Raw genomic sequence first — 18293 nt, 5'->3', positions numbered from 1 at the left:
AGAGTAGCCCTTAAGCGATAGAAACGAGGGAGTCACCAACTTTGACAGTGTCACCTGGTTTAACATTGATTGAAGTCACCGTGCCGTCGTGTTCGGCTACTATTTGTGTTTCCATTTTCATCGCTTCAAGGATAAGCAATACATCGCCTTCTTTAACCGATTGGCCTTGAGAAACCATGATTTTCCAGATGTTTCCGGACAATGGTGCTTTTACCGCAACACCTTCGCTTGCTGCTGGTTGGCTAGGCTGTGGAGCTTGAGATTTATCAATCTGACTAATATCACCACCTTCATTGACCTCAACAACATATTGCTGGCCATTAACGGTGATGGTGTAGGTTTCTGGCGAGCCTGCCGATTTGGCTGGAATGGAGGATTCGTGAGTGGATTCCGCGGTTGGCAACGGTTCAAATGCATCAGGATTGCCACGATTTTTAAGAAATTTGATTGCTGTCTGATTAAATAACGCAAAGGTTAAAACATCATCAATCTGCCTTTCACCTTCTTCGAGTTTAAAGTCTTCTGTTTCGGCAAGTGAGATTAATTCACTGGTCAGCTTTTCCATTTCATCTTCAAGCAAATCGGCGGGACGACAGGTAATTGCTTGTTCATCATTAAGCACACGTTTTTGCAATTCAGCATTAAATGCTGCCGGAGCAGAGCCATATTCACCGCGTAAAACACCCTGTGTTTCTTCGGTGATGGATTTATAACGTTCACCGGTTAATACATTAATAACGGCCTGGGTACCGACAATTTGCGAGGTAGGCGTTACCAACGGGATAAATCCGAGATCCTCACGCACGCGAGGAATTTCATGTAACACTTCATCCATTCGATCCAGCGCATTCTGTTCACGCAACTGGCTTTCCATATTGGTCAACATGCCCCCAGGAACCTGGGCTACCAGAATGCGTGAATCAACCCCACGTAAACTTCCCTCAAACTTGGCATATTTTTTACGAACATCGCGGAAGTACGCAGCGATTTCTTCTAGTAATTCGATATTCAGACCGGTATCACTGTCTGTATCTTCAAAGATGGCTACAACCGATTCAGTTGCCGAATGACCATAGGTCATCGACATTGAGGAAATGGCAGTGTCGACATTATCGATGCCAGCTTCAACACATTTCATGATGGTGGCTGTCGACAGACCGGTAGTCGCGTGAGACTGCATATGTATAGGGATATCAATGGTTTGCTTAAGACTTTTAACAAGTTCATAAGCTTTGTAAGGCTTAAGCAAACCAGCCATATCTTTAATACATAATGAATGGGCACCCATATCTTCAATGCGTTTTGCCATATCCAGCCACATTTGCAAATCATGTACCGGGCTGATGGTGTAGGCCATGGTGCCTTGGGCATGCTTTTCATTATCCAAAACGGCTTTGATAGCAACTTCAAGGTTTCTCGGATCATTCATAGCGTCGAAAACGCGGAAAACATCTACGCCATTAATGCTGGCTCTTTCCACAAATTTACGCACCACATCATCAGCATAATGACGATAACCCAATAAATTTTGCCCGCGCAGTAACATTTGTTGTGGGGTATTGGGCATGGCTGCCTTAAGACTGCGGATGCGATGCCAGGGATCTTCACCAAGATAGCGGATACAGGCATCGAATGTTGCGCCACCCCATGTTTCGACTGACCAGTAACCTACCTGATCCAGTTTGTCGGCAATTGGCAGCATGTCATCTAAACGGAGTCGGGTAGCGAAAAGTGATTGATGGGCATCACGCAGAACGACATCGGTAATGCCAAGCTTTTTATTTGCTTCGGTCATATTATGGCCTTTGATTAAACTACTAATTCATGGAGCGACTTGGCGTCACTTGTTTTTTCGGTATTTGTGTATTGCACTGGATAAAACCGTGAGTAATGTTGAATCCTGAGAAGAGTGGGATTGTTGGTTGGACTTCGCTGACTGATTCCGACCTAATACAGCGGTTGGGGCCGGAATACCTTCAGCAGGAAGGGCACCAACACTTTTTTCATAGCGTGTAATTATCCACGACATTAATGTCGTTACCAGCACTAATACGGTCAAAAACACAAATACAAAACCCATGCCGGTCAGCATGAGCGTTAATCCTTCTGACATAAGGGTGGATTCTTCCATCTGTTTGCCTCTGATTTTTTTGGATAGTTAAAAGCCTGCAGCGTATTCAACTGTAAACAGCCGCAAAGTATAGCATTGTTGATTTAAGTCAGATATTTCCTTTATGCCAAATGCTGCTTATAAGCTGCAGTAACAACGATGTAAGCATATTCACTATCACGATTCATTTAGCGACCGGAGCGGCAAATCCTACTTCAATAATGCAATTAAAACCGGAATGGAGGTAGGGCTTGTTTCAGAAGTTAATCGATAACCTTATATAACAAAAAGCTTTTGCCGCTGGTGGAATATAAATATGACGGCTTTGGTTTTGGGCTTGTTGATCTTTCATATCCACCACTGCTGGCGACTATTTTTGTGTCCGACAAGGCGGAAAGCACGCCCTGTAGCCTTCCTAGATAAGTGATTGACAAATAAAGTCTGGAACGCATTTGAACAGCTTAGCTGGCCGCGTCGCGGTGAAATACAGGGATGTATTTCATACAACGCAGGCGGCCGCAAAAATAGTCCCAGCCCTTCGGGTTGTGACTGAAAAAGCGCCACTCTGTGTGGCCTACATGGATGTAGGTCAGGGGCGTGAGCAGGATACGGAAGCTTTGCTCGTCGTTTATTTAGAATAACTACAAAAACGCCGGGACAAGCAATGTTCCAGACATTGCTTTTGCATACACTCCATCCATGGAGATAAGCTTTTTTGAGCGCAAGCCCCAATGGGGTGAGATACAGGGATGTATCTCACAAAAGGCACTCCTCGTGCCTTGATTGATGCTTTTTCAGCTCACAATAAAGACGGAGATGAAAGATCAACAAGCCCTAGATCTTTTGAAAAAGGAATTATCTGGCTGTATTTATACTGCTGCAAAAGTGCAACTGCTACCATGGAAATAGTGAAGATGAACTGGTGAGAACATTACCACTCATAGCAACACTTGTTTTCACCGAAAATATTTAACACTGACGCGTTTGAATTATGAGGTCTGGATGACACCTGGAAAAGATGATTTTTGGTTCCTGCCGCTGGGAGGTTGTGGCGAAATAGGCATGAACCTTAATGTGTATGGACATAACGGGCGTTGGTTAATTGTCGATTGTGGTGTCACGTTTCAAGCCGAGGTGGATGAATTTGGTGAATCAATCAATAGCCAAAACCCACCGATTCAAATGGCTGATCCGCAATTTCTGATTGACCGTCGTCAGCAGCTGGATGGCCTGATTATTACCCATGCTCATGAAGATCATATTGGCGCAGTGCCTTATCTTTGGGAATACTTCCGGTGCCCGGTTTATACAACGGCATTTACCGCTGAAATGTTACGGCGCAAGCTGGTTGAACGAGGTCTCGCAGATAAAGTGCCGGTCATTGTGGTTGAAGCTGATGCCAAACGACAGATCGGCGTATTTCATGTGGAGTGGTTAAAACTGACTCATTCAATTCCCGAACCTTATGCATTGCTTATCTCGACAGCAGCAGGAAAAGTATTTCATACCGCGGATTGGAAGCTTGATAAAGGTCCGGTGGTGGGTCCGGCATATGATGCAGGCACCTTTCAAAAGTTAGCTGAATATCAGGTTGATGCCATGGTGTGTGATTCGACCAACGCCAATGTGCAGGGTTGGTCAGAATCAGAATCAAATTTATACAAAGGTTTGAAATTTCATGTTGAACAGGCCAAAGGCAGAGTAGTGGTTGCCTGTTTTGGCAGCAATATCGCCCGGTTACATACCCTGGCAAGAATTGCTGATGAAACTGGTCGACATTTGGGCCTGCTTGGACGCTCTTTAATTAACACCGTGTCGGCTGCCAAAAATGTTGGTTTATGGAACAGTGTAAAAACGTCGGTAGATTCAGCACATTTGGGCTTTTTACCGGCACATACGGTTTTATTGGTGGCGACCGGAAGTCAGGGGGAGCCGCGAACAGCCTTACATCGTCTGAGTCTGAACAGTTTTCGGGATATGCAGTTATCACCGGGCGATACTGTTATTTTCAGTTCAAAAGTAATTCCCGGAAATGAACTGGCGATTGCCACATTGATAGAACGGCTTAAAGTCATGCAGGTTGATGTGATTGATATTGATAATAGCGCGCTGCCCATTCACGCCTCGGGACATCCTGCCAGTGAAGAACTTAAAACCATGTATCAATGGGTGCAACCGCAGTGTGCGATCCCGGTACACGGCGAGTTAATGCATATGAAAGCCAATGCCAAAATTGCCAAAGCCAGCGGTGTGAGACAACAGCTTTTGGGACAGAATGGTGATTTGTTTTATATAGCGCCGGTTAATGGCATTCGTCGTGGAGCGGTAAAAACAGGACGCTGGGGGCTGGTTGATCGCAAGGAATTAAAAAAGCTTTAAAACATCAGTTGAATTTAAGCCTTGGCGTCAAACGCAGGGCCCCGGCGTTCTGAAGAAACCCGTCTTTCTATCCGCGTTTTCTGTTTACGCTTGCGACGTTCACGACGCTGCCTTCGCTCTTCATGAATTGTGTGCTGGGTTTTTTCCGCAGACGCCTGTCCAGGGTTAACCGGTTGAGTGCTGTAGGTAATTAAAAAGTTGTTATGATAAATTCGTGAAATATCCATCATGTTGACCTAAGGTTACACAAGTCATTTAGTTATAACGGTCGGAATTTATATATCTTTAGCCTTTTCATCATGTTAATACGGTTTTCCCCTAAATTTAAAGTGAATATTAAATGAAAAATTCGTTGAAAATCGGCTTGGCACTTGGCAGTGGGGCAGCAAGAGGATGGACACATATTGGTGTGATAAATGCTCTCGAAAAGGCAGGAATCAAGCCCGATGTGGTGGTTGGTACTTCAATAGGTGCTTTAGTTGGGGCAGCATATCTAAGTAATAAATTGCCCGATCTGCAACAACGATTGTTAAAGCTGACCAAACTGGAGACAGCGCGATTTTTTAATATCGGTTTTCCGTTTAACGGCGTGGTGAACAAAGATAAGTTGCATCAATTCCTAAGACAGTATGTGGCTGATGAAGCCACATTAATTGAAGACCTTCCGACGCGTTATGCCAGTGTAGCGACCCATCTTCATTCCGGTCAGGAAGTCTGGAATACTGAAGGAAAATTGCTTGAAGCCGTCTGGTCTTCTATTTCTTTGCCAGGTTTATTTCCAGCCATTAAGCACCATGGACGTTGGTTAATTGATGGTGGATTAGTCAATCCAGTACCGGTGTCGGTCTGCCGCGCACTGGGGGCTGATATTGTGATTGCAGTCAACCTGAATGGCGATATTTTAGGAAAACATCTGCATCAGAATCCTCCGGTTCCCAAGAATGATCAAAGCAGTAATCTGCTGAGTAACCGGATTGGTGAGTTTATTACTAATTACACGGGTAATCTTTTTGGTGAAGAGAAAACACCCAAAGAGGATGTACCGGATATGTTTGCCGCAATTGCTGCATCAGTCAATATCACTCAGGACAGGATTACCCGCAGCCGTATGGCGGGAGACCCACCGGATGTGTTGTTACAGCCACGTTTGTCGCATATTGGTTTGCTGGAGTTTTACCGTGCAGCTGAAGCGATACAGGCTGGCACGAATAGTGTTGAAAAAAATCTGGCAGAAATTCAATTTTGTCTTGGTCAACTTGATTAGATAATTTATCTGTTACCTTTTTAACCTCTGATAAGAACCAACTTCTATTTGCAACTGTCATGTCGTGAAGCTAAATTTTTAGTAGAAATCTACTGACAGTAACGCTACAAACTGTCAGGCTGAACAGAATAAATAAAATAACGTACATCTACAGAGATATAGGCAAATAAAGCATGAAAAATGGAAATGCGGGTATCAGTAAACTTAGGTTTTGGCTGGGATTAAGTTTATTCGTGGTGATGTTTCTGCTGCTAATGGTTCAGATAGACAGGCAGTGGACCAAGATGGATGAGATGACCCGTATCATGGAAGAGCAGGCCAAGGATATCCGCTCGACACGTGGTTTATTACGTAATCTTGAGCAAGCAATGCGAACGGCTGATTTCAGTAGCCGTTCCAACATCAGTAATGCTGAAAAATCAGCTTCGAATGAAACCGATGCGTTTGAAAGGGCTCGTCAGGCCGCTGAACAGGAAGACTATGCTCAGGGTGACTGGATGATGATGGCTTTTGGCAGCAACATTCGTACGCTGACTCCTTTGGTCTCTGCTGATGCCTATTCGTCTGAAGTACAACAATACGTCCTGGAATCTTTATTAGTCAGAAATCCCGATACGCTGGAGTGGAATGGCTTACTGGCTGAAGATTGGTCAACTTCAGCAGATGGGTTAACGATTACCTTTGCATTACGCCGAGATATTACCTTTTCAGATGGCGAACCGTTAACCGCCAAAGACGTTGAATTTACCTTTAATTTCATTATGAATGAAGCCATCGCGGCACCGCGCAGCCGTGCTTATCTTTCACGAATGGAGCGGGTCACTGCGCTGGATGATTACCATGTGGAATTTGTGTTCAAAGAACCTTATTTCAATAGTCTGCAATTGGCTGGAAGTCTGCAGATCATGCCGGAGCATTTTTACGGTCGTTTTCTCGATGATCCACAAACATTTAATGAAAGCCGGGGCTTATTACTTGGTTCAGGTCCGTTTCGTTTAGCCAATCCTGAAGGATGGTCTCCCGATGCAGGTGTCGTTGAACTGGTACGTAACCCACGCTATTGGGGGCCGGTCAGTGCTTCTTTTGATCGCATTGTCTGGCGAATTATTGAAAATGACAGTGCCCGTTTAACCACCTTCCGTAACGGTGATATTGATGTCTACAGTGCTCGTCCACGCGAATATCAAACGTTACTGGATGACAAAGACATCACCGAACGCAGTCAGAATTTTGAATATATGAGCCCCACCGCGGGTTACAGTTTTATTGCCTGGAATCAGGAACGAGGCGGTGAGAAGACTATATTTGCCGATAAACGGGTGCGGATGGCAATGTCCATGCTCACTGATGTAGACAGGGTATTGGAAGAGATTTTTCTGGGATATGGACAACCTGCAGCCAGCCCCTTTATGCCAGGCTCGGCTCAGCATGATAAGGCTAATGAAGCAATTGGCTACAATATCGAAAAGGCACGCGAATTATTATTGGAAGCCGGTTTTCAGGACAGCAATAATGATGGCGTATTGGAAACTCCCGATGGTGACAATTTTGAGTTTTCGCTGACTTACTTTCAGGACAGTGATGACACCCGCCGCATGGTACTGTTTTTGAGAGATTTATATGCTCGTTCGGGCATTATCATGGAACCAAATCCTACCGAGTGGTCAGTCATGGTGGAAAATATCCAACAGAAAAACTTTGATGCCATCACCCTGGCCTGGACCTCAGGTATCGAAATCGACATCTATCAGATGTTTCATTCCAGCCAAACCGTTGAAGGCGGCGATAACTTTATTAATTACCGAAATCCTGAACTGGATGCCATCATTGATGCGGCTCGTGGCGAGGTAAATGAGCAAAAACGTATGGCGTTATGGCATCAGGCAGAGAAAATTCTGGTGGAGGATCAGCCTTATACCTTCCTGTTCCGTCGCAATACCATGGCCTTTATTGACCGGCGCATTCACAATCTGGAAAAAACATCACTGGGTCTGAATCTGATGAGTGTCCCGGTCGAGATATATGTCCCGGCCGAACTGCAGCATAGTCGCTAGGGTCTGTTTATCTTTCATAGCCGCCTCTGTTGTGACTGAAAATGCACTAATCAAGGCGCGAGGAGAGCAGTTTAGTGACTCTAAATAAACGACGAGCAACGAAGAGTAGCGCATTTTCAGCCTCAACCCGCAGGGCTGGGGCTATTTTTCCGCCCTCCGGCGTTGAAAATGACTTATGTAGAACAACTACATTGCATCATTTCCGCCTTGTAGGACAAAAAAATAGCCTCCAGCAGTGGTGGCTATGAAAGATAAACAGACCCTAGGACCTAGACAGACATGCTGAATTATTTGCTGCGACGCATCTTCTTGATGATTCCGACGCTGCTCGGAATCACCATTGTCGTGTTTACTGTTATGGCTGCAGCTCCGGGCGGCATCAGTGCCCAATCGCTGGTTGATGGCATGGAACTGGAACCGCAAAGCCGTCAGGCGTTGGAAGACTATTACAACAAATTGTATGGTCTGGACCAGCCTGCCCCGGTGCAGTATGTCCGATGGTTAAATAATATTTCACCAATTGGTTTTGAAAGATTAGCTGACGGTAGTTTTGGTGAGTTTTCATTGTGGAAAGGCCCCGATCTTGGCACCAGCTTTCGTTATGGCAGACCGGTCACCGATATGATTGCTGAACGGCTGCCAATCACCTTGTTGCTCAATCTGATTTCAATACCACTGATTTATGCTCTGGCGATTGGTATCGGCGTACAAGCGGCTCGCCAGCGGGGTGGTCGCTTTGATGTCACCTCCAATATTTTCCTGCTCGGCTTATGGTCAGTGCCGAGTATGCTGGCCGGTGTTTTGTTTATTGGCTTTTTTGCTTCAGAACAATACTGGCGCTGGTTTCCAACCGGTGGCCTGATGCGTCGCGAAACAGCTGATCAAACGTTTCTTCCATTGTTTAGCAGCTTTGGCGATGCGTTTATTACCGTGGTGTGTGTGGCATTGATAACGGTTGCCTTAATCAGTGCTGCGGTGAGTTTTTCATTAAAAACCCGACAGTTCGCTGGAGTGATAGTAGGGGCCTTATTAGGCTATGCCATGGCGGTTAATCTGCATGGCGAATGGTTTGGTTTATTGCACCTGTTATTGATTCCTTCAATGGCAATGTTGTTCACATTACTGGCTGGACTCAATAATATTGCGCTTCGAATCGTAGTCACCGGTACCTTTGCGGTGGGACTGGGTTTGGCGATATCGCGGTTACTCGGAGTGGAAATTCTGCAAGGTGGTTATTTGCTGGATCGTCTGTGGCATTTGGTGTTACCGGTTATTGCACTTTCTTATGGTGGCCTGGCGTTTCTGGCCAAATTAACCCGCTCATCTCTGCTGGAAAATCTGGTCGCTGATTATGCCCGCACTGCTAGGGCCAAGGGTGTGGATGAAGAGGCCGTTTTATGGCGTCATGTATTTCGTAACTCGCTGTTACCGTTAATCACCGTTTCAGCAACCTTATTACCCAGTCTGTTGGCGGGCTCGGTGATTGTGGAAAGTATTTTCAGCATTGATGGCATGGGCAAACTGGCAGTTGAAGCAGTTCAGACCCGTGATCGTGAGCTGGTGTTATCGGTCACATTGATTTCCGGTCTGCTGACATTAGTCGGCTATTTACTGGCTGATATTGCCTACGCAATTGTTGATCCGAGGGTCAGTTATGACTGAGCAAGTCGTCGATATTCCAGTCAAGCAACTGTCTAAATCCTGGACCCAACAGGTGGTTTCTTCACTGTTAAAACGCACCAGTGCCAAAATCGGTTTAGCCTGGATTGGACTGTTAGTGTTAATCGCCACCTTTTCACCCTTTCTGGCCAGCAGTCATCCACTTTACATGGTCGTGGACGGACAGGCTTCCAGCCCATTACTGCAACATATGGAACCACTGGACTGGGTCTGGTTGAGTGGTTTTTTTATAACCCTGGTGATTTCCGCCTTATCCATTGTTGCCTGGAAAAAGATTTTGTTGTGGGTTGCCAGTATTGCCGTGGTGTCATTTATTGCTTACTCGAGCGTCACACCGCCGGTTCTGGTGGTATATGAACATTACCGTGAATTGGAAGCTGCCGGTAAAGTCGACAATATCATTCGGGCACCGATTCCCTATTCCGCTAAGGATTACCTGCGTGATTACGCCGATACCGGCATTGAATCACCCTTATCAGTAAACGAACGTACCCATTGGATGGGTACTGACGAAAATGGGGCAGACGTTGCATCCCGGATGATCCATGCGTCCCGTATTGCCTTGGGAATTGGGTTTATAGCTACGGGAATTGCCTTGGTTATCGGCACCATTATTGGCGGTCTGATGGGGTATTTTTCCGGCATTGTCGATATTATCGGCATGCGGCTGGTGGAAATCTTTGAAGCTATTCCAACATTATTTTTGTTGTTGTCATTCGTGGCGTTTTTTGGCCGTTCCATTTATATGATGATGGTGATTATCGGGATAACGGCCTGGTCAGGTTATGCACGTTATGTGCGTGCCGAGTTTCTCAAATTACGGCAGCAGGATTTTGTTCAGGCGGCAATCGCCAGTGGTTTGCCGTTACGATCAATTTTATTCCGTCATATGTTACCCAACGGGCTGGCACCGTTACTGGTCGCTACCAGTTTTGGTGTAGCTTCTGCGATTCTGGCTGAAGCGACATTAAGTTTTCTAGGTCTGGGGTTAGTCGATGATCCTTCGTGGGGACAGTTGCTTAATCAGGCCGTGCAATCCTCGACATTTAACTGGTGGTTGGCTGTTTTCCCGGGTGGTGCAATTTTTATGACGGTATTTGCCTATAACCTGTTGGGTGAATCATTGCGTGATGCCGTTGATCCTCATACCAATCGGGGTATGCAGTCATGAAATTACTGGAAGTTGAAAATCTGGTGACAGAGCTGGGTGAGGGCGAAAACTGGTTACGAGCGGTTGATAATATCAGTCTGGCTGTTGAGCCTGGCCAAACCTATTGTCTGGTCGGTGAATCTGGCAGTGGGAAATCAGTGACAGCATTATCGATCATGGGGTTATTACCGCATGGACATTACCGGCATCCTGATGGCCATATTCAGTTAATGGATCCTCAGGGACAATTACCTGAAATTGCCTTACTCAATGCGGATGACGAAACGCTGCGATCAGTTCGTGGCAGTCGGATTGCGATGATATTTCAGGAGCCAATGACCTCACTTAATCCCGTGCAGACGATTGGTGAACAGCTGGAAGAGGTGTTGCTGATACATCGTCCGGAACTGGACGAAGAAGCACGTAAACAGAAGATTCTGGCAGCATTGGCAGAAGTAAGGATTCCGGACCCGGAAGGTCGGATTCGGGAGTATCCCCATCGGTTATCCGGTGGCCAACGCCAGCGGGTGATGATCGCGATGGCGCTGATTTGTGAACCGGCATTATTGATTGCGGATGAGCCGACTACTGCCCTTGATGTAACGGTACAGGCTGAGATTCTCAAGCTGATGCGTGATTTACAGACCAAATATGGCATGGGCATGTTGTTTATCACCCATGATTTTGGCGTGGTGGCACAAATTGCCGATGTGGTTGGGGTGATGCGTAAAGGCAAACTGGTGGAAAGCGGTAAGACGGCAGATGTCCTACGTAACCCACAACATGCATATACCCAGAGTCTGATAGCGGCATTACCGGAGCGCCTGATCAGACCCGGCAGGCCCGTGAAACCAGAAAAAGTGTTGCTGGAAGTCAAAGACGTGTCTGTATATTTTCCGGTGCGTCGCGGTTTGATGCGTCGGGTAGTCGACCATTTTCGTGCCGTTGAAAATGTTTCTCTGCAAGTTAATGCAGGAGAGGTTGTTGCTCTGGTAGGTGAGTCAGGCTGCGGTAAGACAACATTAGGACGAGCCTTGTTACGGCTGCAGGAAGTGACATCTGGCAGTATATTTCTTGAAGGTCAGGATATCACCCAGGTATCCGCCAAAGCGATGCGGCCCCTTCGAAGAAGAATGCAGGTAGTGTTTCAGGATCCAGGGTCTAGCTTAAATCCACGATTGCCGATTCATACCACGTTAATCGAACCGATGCGGGTTCATGGTATTGGCAATAGTGATGCTGAACGTACTCAAATCGCAGCGCGGTTTTTGGACAGAGTTGAAATGCCAACCGATAGTCTATGGCGCTATCCACATGAATTTTCCGGCGGCCAGCGTCAGCGTCTTGCCATTGCCAGAGCTTTAGTGTTGGAGCCACGCTTTATATTATGTGATGAAATAACCTCAGCTCTGGACGTATCCGTACAAGCCGGTATTTTGCGATTGTTAAGGCAACTAGTCGATGAAGAGGGGATTGGCATGTTGTTTATTACGCACAATATGGGCGTAGTGGATTATCTCGCTGATCGTATGGTGGTGATGCATAAAGCAAAATTAGTTGAATCCGGTAATACCCAGGAAATCATGAACTCGCCACAAAACGAGCACACCAGAAACCTGCTGGATGCCGTGCCACGGTTGGATGATAACTATCTGGCTTCTGCTATCTGATAATAAAACCTTAACATCAACTTTTGATGCTCAAACTGGTCTGCATTGATAACGATTACCATTGGGCAATCAGTCTGTGGATTATTACAAGGATTATATGATGCGTACTCTCGTGCTGTTACTATCAAGTTTAATGCTATCTTTTTCAGTTCAGGCAGCAGAATCCTGTCCTGAATTTCTCGATTATGAACTGCCCAAACTGCATTCCAATGAAACAGTAAATCTATGCAAAGTTGCCAATGACAAGCCATTACTCGTCGTTAACACCGCCAGTCACTGCGGCTACACTCGCCAGTTTGAAGGACTTGAAGCCTTGCATCAGAAATATAAAGAAAGCGGTTTGATGGTTGTCGGCTTTGCCAGTAATGATTTTAACCAGGAAGCTAAAGAAGAAGCAGAGGTTGAACGGGTTTGCCGGGAAAACTTTGGTGTAACCTTCACCATGATTGCGCCAAGTTTTGTTACCGGGCAGAAAGCTAACCCGGTGTTTCAGGAAATCAATCGCCAGAGTGAACAGCCTGGCTGGAACTTTACTAAATATTTGATTAGCAAAGAGGGGAAAGTCGTCGCCACTTTTCCAAGTAAAGTTCAGCCCAGCGATAAAAAGCTGATCGATGCGATAGCTTCTTTGTTGTAATCCGTTACAAAATTCAAATCTACTGACTTGGCAAAAGTGCGTGTTGTGGTTTTTCTCAGGTCTTTTGTATAACTGAAACAGCATGAGCATCAAACCTAATCGTTGTTCAAATTGTCGATGGTTAATAACGTTTAGCTGGATAATGATGAGCATAATCTCACCGCTTGCTAACAGCCAGGAGTCAGCCGGTAATGTAGTGCTATTACATGGTTTGGCTCGCACAGCGGGCTCAATGGAATCGATGGAAAGCCAACTGAACAATGCGGGATATCAAGTTTGTAATATTGATTATCCTTCCCGTAAACATCCTATAGAAAAGCTGACTCACGAGTTTGTTGTGCCTGAAATTCAAGAATGTTTTGGAGATTCTCGAACACCTGTTCATTTTGTCACCCATTCACTGGGAGGCATTATTGTCAGACAACTCGCGGCGGATCATAAGCGAGTCAAAATCGGACGGGTAGTCATGTTGTCGCCACCTAACCAGGGCAGTGAAGTGGTCGATAAATTAGGTACCTGGGGTTTATTTCAATGGATAAACGGGCCTGCCGGTAAGCAGCTGGGGACGACACAAGACGCCGTGCCCAAACAGCTGGGGCCCGCAACATTTGAGCTGGGCATTATTACTGGCAACCGCTCGATCAATCTGATCTTATCGACCCTGATTCCCGGCCCTGATGACGGCAAGGTTTCTATTAGAAATGCCAAATTAGATGGTATGCAGGATTTTCTGGTTGTTGAGCAAACACATCCTTTTATTATGGCGAACGATATGGTTCAGTCACAGACCTTGTATTTTCTGCAAAACGGACGTTTCAGGCATTAAACCGTAAATTTTTAAACACGGGCAAATATCCCGCGGTTTGCGGTCAAAAAACTGTTTGAGCTTTCTGGAGGGTGAGTAATCGTATTTTAGGAGAACTGTATGATGTTAATAATCCGTGCAAGCAGATATATCCTGCCTTTCTTATTGTTGATGGGGGCTGCGCCACTGATGGCTGATGAGCATCAGAAACATGACTATAAAACCCTGGTGCTGGATATTCTGATTACTGGGGACAGTTCAGTAGCGGGCGATAAAGCCGAGAATGCAGAAAAGATTGCCAAGTTCAGTGAACATCTACGAAACGAATTGAATGATAAAACACAATTTAACATTATTAATGATGCTGATTCACTGGCAAAAGTTAACGCAGCAGATGAAAAACAGGATTTGCATCATTGCAACGGTTGTGAAATTACCCTAGCCAAAGAACTGGGAGCAGAGTTGGTGGTTATGCCAAATGTTTTCCGCATGAGTCATTTGATTTCGACATTACATGTTGAGTTTAAAGAGGTAGCCTCAGGAAAATTGATCAAGCGTAAATCGTATGATTTTCGTGGCAACACTGATCAGGCTTGGGAACGGGCGATTAAATATGCCATGCGGGATTTAAAAGATTGGGATAGAAAGTAATCTAGGGTCTGTTTATTGATCTTTGTTGGTTATTTTTTGAGCAGCATGGTGACTCGATATAATTGTGGTTCACCACAAACAAAAATTACACCAAATCACCATGCCAAGACTCATGTTAACCGACCAACGGTGGCAAACGCTATCCAGACTGATGTATCAAAGTGGCCGTATTTACAACAAACCCGAGCACAGAATGACGCTCGAAGGGATATTGTAACGAATGCGAACCGGCGTTTACCCAGAGAGTTTGGGCAATGGAGTACCGTTTTCCGACAATTTAGCTTATGGTCGAAGAAAGGTCTATTGGAAAGGCTGTTCAAAGCATTATCACGTGGCACGGACATGGAATGGTTGTTCATTGATGGCAGTATCGTTAAAGCCCACCAACATAGCTCTGGCGCGGCTTCTCTCAAAGGTGAAGCGATAGGCCAAAGTCGGGGCGCCACTTCACCAGAATCAAGTATTTCCGGGCGATTGCAACGCGCTACGACAAGCTCGAACGGAATTATTACAGCATGCTCATGCTGGCGTTCACCATCATGTGGCTGCCAATGTGGGCTGGTTCATTTTTGTACAGCAAAGATCATTGTCGGCATTCTGTTCATTTTGACGCAAGTTTTCATTCCATAATATTTGGTTATAGAGTTAATTCACTCCGTTCTCAAAATACAAAATGGATTATCTCTAAGGGAATGAGCACGCTAAAATTGAGCGGCTATTTGCGGCGTTATCTCAAGGACTCACGCTAATTGCTGATAATGTTGAAGTAGCCGCTACCGATAAACAAGCCCCCTGAGGTGTTGAAATATTCGAGAATATAATGTGTAGTGCCAAACTACTATTTATAAACACCGTTACTTTAGTAGCAGATAAATACAGATCAATCCCGTTACCGAAGATAATCCCAACGACACAAATAATAGATTCCGATAGGTCGTTACTTGTTTTCTGGCCTCTTCAGCTGCGGTTTCAAATCCATTAATCGCTTGTTGCATCTTCTCGGCCAACACGTGAATGGACTGAGCATTTTGAGTCGCTGCTTCTTGTAATTCTTCTATCTGTTTGACGAGAACCGGATCGGCTTTAATGGTTTCAGGTTTTGCTGTAAATGCCGGAATTGCATAGGCAGCAACCTGGGCAACATAAGGTGCAACAGCCTTAATAATCGGTAGAAATTGGATGGCCATAAATAAACTCGTGTTGAGTGTGAGCAATAAAGTGTAATTTTTGTTATAAATCCAGCAAAAAAATTAAAGTTAATGTTATAACAACCGACTTTATAAATAAGTTTGTTTCAGGAAACTTTAGCATGAGTAATCCAATTTCTGTTGATATGCGTTCCTTCACTGCCTCCAGTGCTTCCACTGGAGACAGCAAAAGCAGTGGTCAGTCGTTAGATGCCAAAATTGCTGCTTTAAAACAAAAATTGGTTGATTTGTTTGACGATCTGAAACAGACTGTTCAAGAAGCAACACCTGAATCAGCGAAAAAAGCAAAAATGATTCAAATGCAAATCCAGGTGACTCAAGCTCAAATCATGCAGCTGGAAGCAATGAAACAGCAAAAAATTCAAGATGAACAGCGTGAACAGCAACAAACAGATGCGGCAAATAAACAAGCCACTGTTCAAACAGAATCGACCATCGGTCAAAATATAAACTCCTTTATCTAAACATAATTCCTTAGCAAGCCGTCATTGAATTACGCTTAATTGACCTCATTTGTTAAGCTAGTCGATTTACCTATTATCTGTACAAAATTTCTACCGTTATTGGACGAAAATTCATCGTCAACGCGATATTGTCTGATTACGTTTGTCTATTGACCTTCGGGGAAGGGCGTTGTGTGTAGCATTAATGCCCAATCCCGCTTTTAACAACTTGATCTCATACAAGGAGACATCGTGAACAAGGCACTCATTTCGGTTCTTGGTAATGACCAGCCCGGCATTATGGCCGCTGTTGCTACCATCATTACTGAGCATGGCGGTAATATTGAAAATCTCAGTCAAACACTGCTTCAGTCGGTATTCGGCGCTTTATTGATGGTTTCAATGCCAGAAGAAGCTCAGTGTGAAGAATTACACAAGGCACTACAGCAGGTAGGCCAGAAAATGCGTTTGTCGATTCACGTTGATCCCTGGGACGAGCAGCCGACAGCATGGCAGGAAAACCCACCTGAAGTACAACCCTATATTTTGACCGTTATTGGTCCGGATCGCCGGGGTCTGGTGGCAGAAGTCTCCACTCAGCTGGCTCATCATGGCGTCAATATCACCAACATTCAGGCGATATTTAAAGGGGGTAAAAACCCAATGGACAATCTGATGGTGTTTGAAGTTGATGTACCTCGTTCTACCGTGATGCAGGATCTACGGGATGCCCTGCATTTAGTGGGGCAGCGGTTGGATATCGAAATTGATACACAACATCGTAAGATTTTCGAATCCGTGAGCAACATCAGTAATTAAGGAACCTCTCATGCTCAATGAAAAAGATATTATTTCCACTCTGATGATGGTTCGGGAGCAAAACCTGGATCTTCGCACCGTGACTGTTGGTATCAACCTGACCGATTGTGTCAGTCATGATCTGGAAACATTCAAACGTAAAATTTACGACAAAATCACCCGCTATGCCGGTCAGTTAGTCGCTTCCTGCAATCGTATTGAAAGACGTTATGGTATTGAAGTCGCCAATAAACGTATTTCCATCAGTCCAATTGGTGTGGTTGGGGCTCCTTTCAGTTCGGAACAATTGGTCGAGGTCGCCGTAACGCTTGATAAGGCAGCTCATGAACTGGGTGTCGATTTTATCGGTGGCTTCACTGCTCTGGTAGAGAAGGGCATGAGTAAAGGCGATCAGGCTTTGATCGAAGCGATTCCCCAGGCTCTGACTGAAACGCAACGAATCTGTTCATCCGTCAATGTCGCCAGTACCCGTGCCGGTATCAATATGGACGCGATTCTCAAGATGGGACAAATCATCAAACAGGCGGCAGAACTCACCGCCGACGATGATGGTCTGGCTGCTGCAAAACTTGTTGTTTTTGCCAATATTCCTCAGGATGTGCCGTTTATGGCAGGTGCTTATTTAGGTATTGGTGAAGCCGATGCCGTTGTCAGCGTAGGTGTGAGTGGACCAGGTGTAGTAAAAGCGGCTTTAGAAAAAGCCCTGGCTGAAGATGAAAATATGGATCTGAGTCGAGCTGCAGATGTGATCAAACAAACGGCCGCCCGGTTAACCCGTGCCGGTGAACTGGTAGGTCGTGAAGTGGCACAATTACTCAATCTGCCATTTGGTATTGTCGACTTATCTTTGGCTCCAACACCAAATCGTAACGACAGTGTTGGCGAAATCTTTGAAGCCATCGGTATACCAGCGTTTGGTGCGCCAGGCAGTACGGCCTTTTTATCCATGCTCAATGATGCAGTGAAGAAAGGAGGTGCATTTGCCAGTTCGCACGTCGGTGGACTGAGTGGCGCGTTTATTCCGGTTTGTGAAGATTTAACGATTGCTGAATCGGCAGCCAATGGCACTTTGAGTTTGGAAAAACTTGAAGCCATGACCGCCGTCTGTTCAGTCGGTCTGGATATGGTGGCTATCCCCGGTGATACTTCAGCGGAAATGATTTCAGCCATCATTGCTGATGAAATGGCCATTGGCGTTATCAACAAAAAAACTACGGCGGCTCGATTGATTCCCGCTCCAGGTAAAAAAGCCGGTGATATTGTGCGTTTTGGTGGTTTATTGGGCGAAGGCCCAGTGATGGCAGTCAATATGGGCAGTCATGAAAATCGTTTCGTGCGTTTAGGCGGACGCATTCCGGCGCCAATACAAAGTTTGGTGAATTGATTCAATATCCCATGCCAGCAGTGTTGGTGTGGGAATTTT

Annotated in this window: 16 protein-coding genes and 1 pseudogene; 13 read left to right on the top strand and 4 right to left on the bottom strand. The window is 45.5% G+C overall.

Annotation, left to right across the window (positions count from 1 at the left end; genetic code table 11):
- Positions 1–10: 10 nt before the first annotated feature.
- Both oadA and Q7A_RS10385 read right to left on the bottom strand, forming a co-directional pair.
- Positions 11–1795 (bottom strand): sodium-extruding oxaloacetate decarboxylase subunit alpha, encoded by a 1785-nt coding sequence (oadA, locus tag Q7A_RS10390; protein WP_014707313.1) that lies wholly within the window; start codon positions 1793–1795, stop codon positions 11–13.
- Between the two features lie 45 nt (positions 1796–1840).
- Entirely contained in the window at positions 1841–2131 is a 291-nt protein-coding gene (locus tag Q7A_RS10385; protein WP_014707312.1) for an OadG family protein, read from the bottom strand.
- Positions 2132–3112: 981 nt separating this feature from the next.
- On the opposite strand from Q7A_RS10385, the gene Q7A_RS10375 reads away from it, so the two are divergent.
- Positions 3113–4489: a ribonuclease J gene (locus tag Q7A_RS10375; protein WP_014707311.1), complete on the top strand. Its 1377-nt coding sequence runs from the start codon at positions 3113–3115 to the stop codon at positions 4487–4489.
- Positions 4490–4503: 14 nt separating this feature from the next.
- On the opposite strand, the gene Q7A_RS10370 is transcribed toward Q7A_RS10375, so the two are convergent.
- Entirely contained in the window at positions 4504–4719 is a 216-nt protein-coding gene (locus tag Q7A_RS10370; RefSeq protein WP_151903919.1) for a hypothetical protein, read from the bottom strand.
- Between the two features lie 110 nt (positions 4720–4829).
- Here Q7A_RS10370 and Q7A_RS10365 point away from each other — a divergent pair, with 110 nt between their 5' ends.
- The 9 genes and pseudogenes from Q7A_RS10365 to Q7A_RS10325 all read left to right on the top strand — a co-directional run.
- Positions 4830–5753 carry a patatin-like phospholipase family protein gene (locus tag Q7A_RS10365; protein WP_014707309.1) on the top strand — a complete coding sequence of 308 codons (924 nt, stop codon included), beginning with the start codon at positions 4830–4832 and terminating at the stop codon, positions 5751–5753.
- A 173-nt stretch (positions 5754–5926) separates the two neighbouring features.
- Positions 5927–7807, top strand: coding sequence for a peptide-binding protein (locus tag Q7A_RS10360; RefSeq protein WP_014707308.1), 1881 nt, complete (start codon positions 5927–5929; stop codon positions 7805–7807).
- A 279-nt stretch (positions 7808–8086) separates the two neighbouring features.
- Entirely contained in the window at positions 8087–9469 is a 1383-nt protein-coding gene (locus Q7A_RS10355) for an ABC transporter permease (protein WP_014707307.1), read from the top strand.
- On the top strand, positions 9462–10658 hold the full coding sequence (locus Q7A_RS10350; protein WP_014707306.1) for an ABC transporter permease: 1197 nt from the start codon (positions 9462–9464) through the stop codon (positions 10656–10658). Before Q7A_RS10355 ends, Q7A_RS10350 begins: the two co-directional genes overlap by 8 nt.
- A complete protein-coding gene (locus Q7A_RS10345) occupies positions 10655–12307 on the top strand; it encodes an ABC transporter ATP-binding protein (RefSeq protein WP_014707305.1) in 1653 nt (550 codons plus the stop codon). Before Q7A_RS10350 ends, Q7A_RS10345 begins: the two co-directional genes overlap by 4 nt.
- A 97-nt stretch (positions 12308–12404) precedes the next feature.
- A complete protein-coding gene (locus Q7A_RS10340) occupies positions 12405–12944 on the top strand; it encodes a glutathione peroxidase (RefSeq protein ID WP_104934837.1) in 540 nt (179 codons plus the stop codon).
- A gap of 142 nt (positions 12945–13086) precedes the next feature.
- A complete protein-coding gene (locus tag Q7A_RS10335) occupies positions 13087–13770 on the top strand; it encodes an esterase/lipase family protein (RefSeq protein WP_238595906.1) in 684 nt (227 codons plus the stop codon).
- A gap of 99 nt (positions 13771–13869) precedes the next feature.
- Positions 13870–14400: a DUF3280 domain-containing protein gene (locus Q7A_RS10330; RefSeq protein WP_238595905.1), complete on the top strand. Its 531-nt coding sequence runs from the start codon at positions 13870–13872 to the stop codon at positions 14398–14400.
- Between the two features lie 100 nt (positions 14401–14500).
- Positions 14501–14957, top strand: a pseudogene (locus Q7A_RS10325) (transposase); the annotation flags it as partial.
- Between the two features lie 297 nt (positions 14958–15254).
- On the opposite strand, the gene Q7A_RS10320 reads toward Q7A_RS10325, so the two are convergent.
- A complete protein-coding gene (locus Q7A_RS10320) occupies positions 15255–15587 on the bottom strand; it encodes a hypothetical protein (protein ID WP_014707300.1) in 333 nt (110 codons plus the stop codon).
- Between the two features lie 122 nt (positions 15588–15709).
- Between Q7A_RS10320 and Q7A_RS10315 the strand changes: the two genes are divergently transcribed.
- The 3 genes from Q7A_RS10315 (at position 15710) to Q7A_RS10305 (ending at position 18254) form a co-directional block, all read left to right on the top strand.
- Positions 15710–16072 (top strand): FlxA-like family protein, encoded by a 363-nt coding sequence (locus tag Q7A_RS10315; protein ID WP_014707299.1) that lies wholly within the window; start codon positions 15710–15712, stop codon positions 16070–16072.
- 231 nt (positions 16073–16303) lie between these two features.
- Positions 16304–16870 carry a glycine cleavage system protein R gene (locus tag Q7A_RS10310; RefSeq protein WP_014707298.1) on the top strand — a complete coding sequence of 189 codons (567 nt, stop codon included), beginning with the start codon at positions 16304–16306 and terminating at the stop codon, positions 16868–16870.
- 10 nt (positions 16871–16880) lie between these two features.
- Positions 16881–18254, top strand: a complete 1374-nt coding sequence (locus Q7A_RS10305) for a PFL family protein (RefSeq protein ID WP_014707297.1) — start codon at positions 16881–16883, stop codon at positions 18252–18254.
- Positions 18255–18293: the final 39 nt, after the last annotated feature.

The organism is Methylophaga nitratireducenticrescens (assembly GCF_000260985.4).
Classification (GTDB): domain Bacteria; phylum Pseudomonadota; class Gammaproteobacteria; order Nitrosococcales; family Methylophagaceae; genus Methylophaga; species Methylophaga nitratireducenticrescens.
The sequence above is the reverse complement of the archived record's forward strand: the minus strand, read 5'-3'. Positions and strand labels throughout refer to the sequence as shown.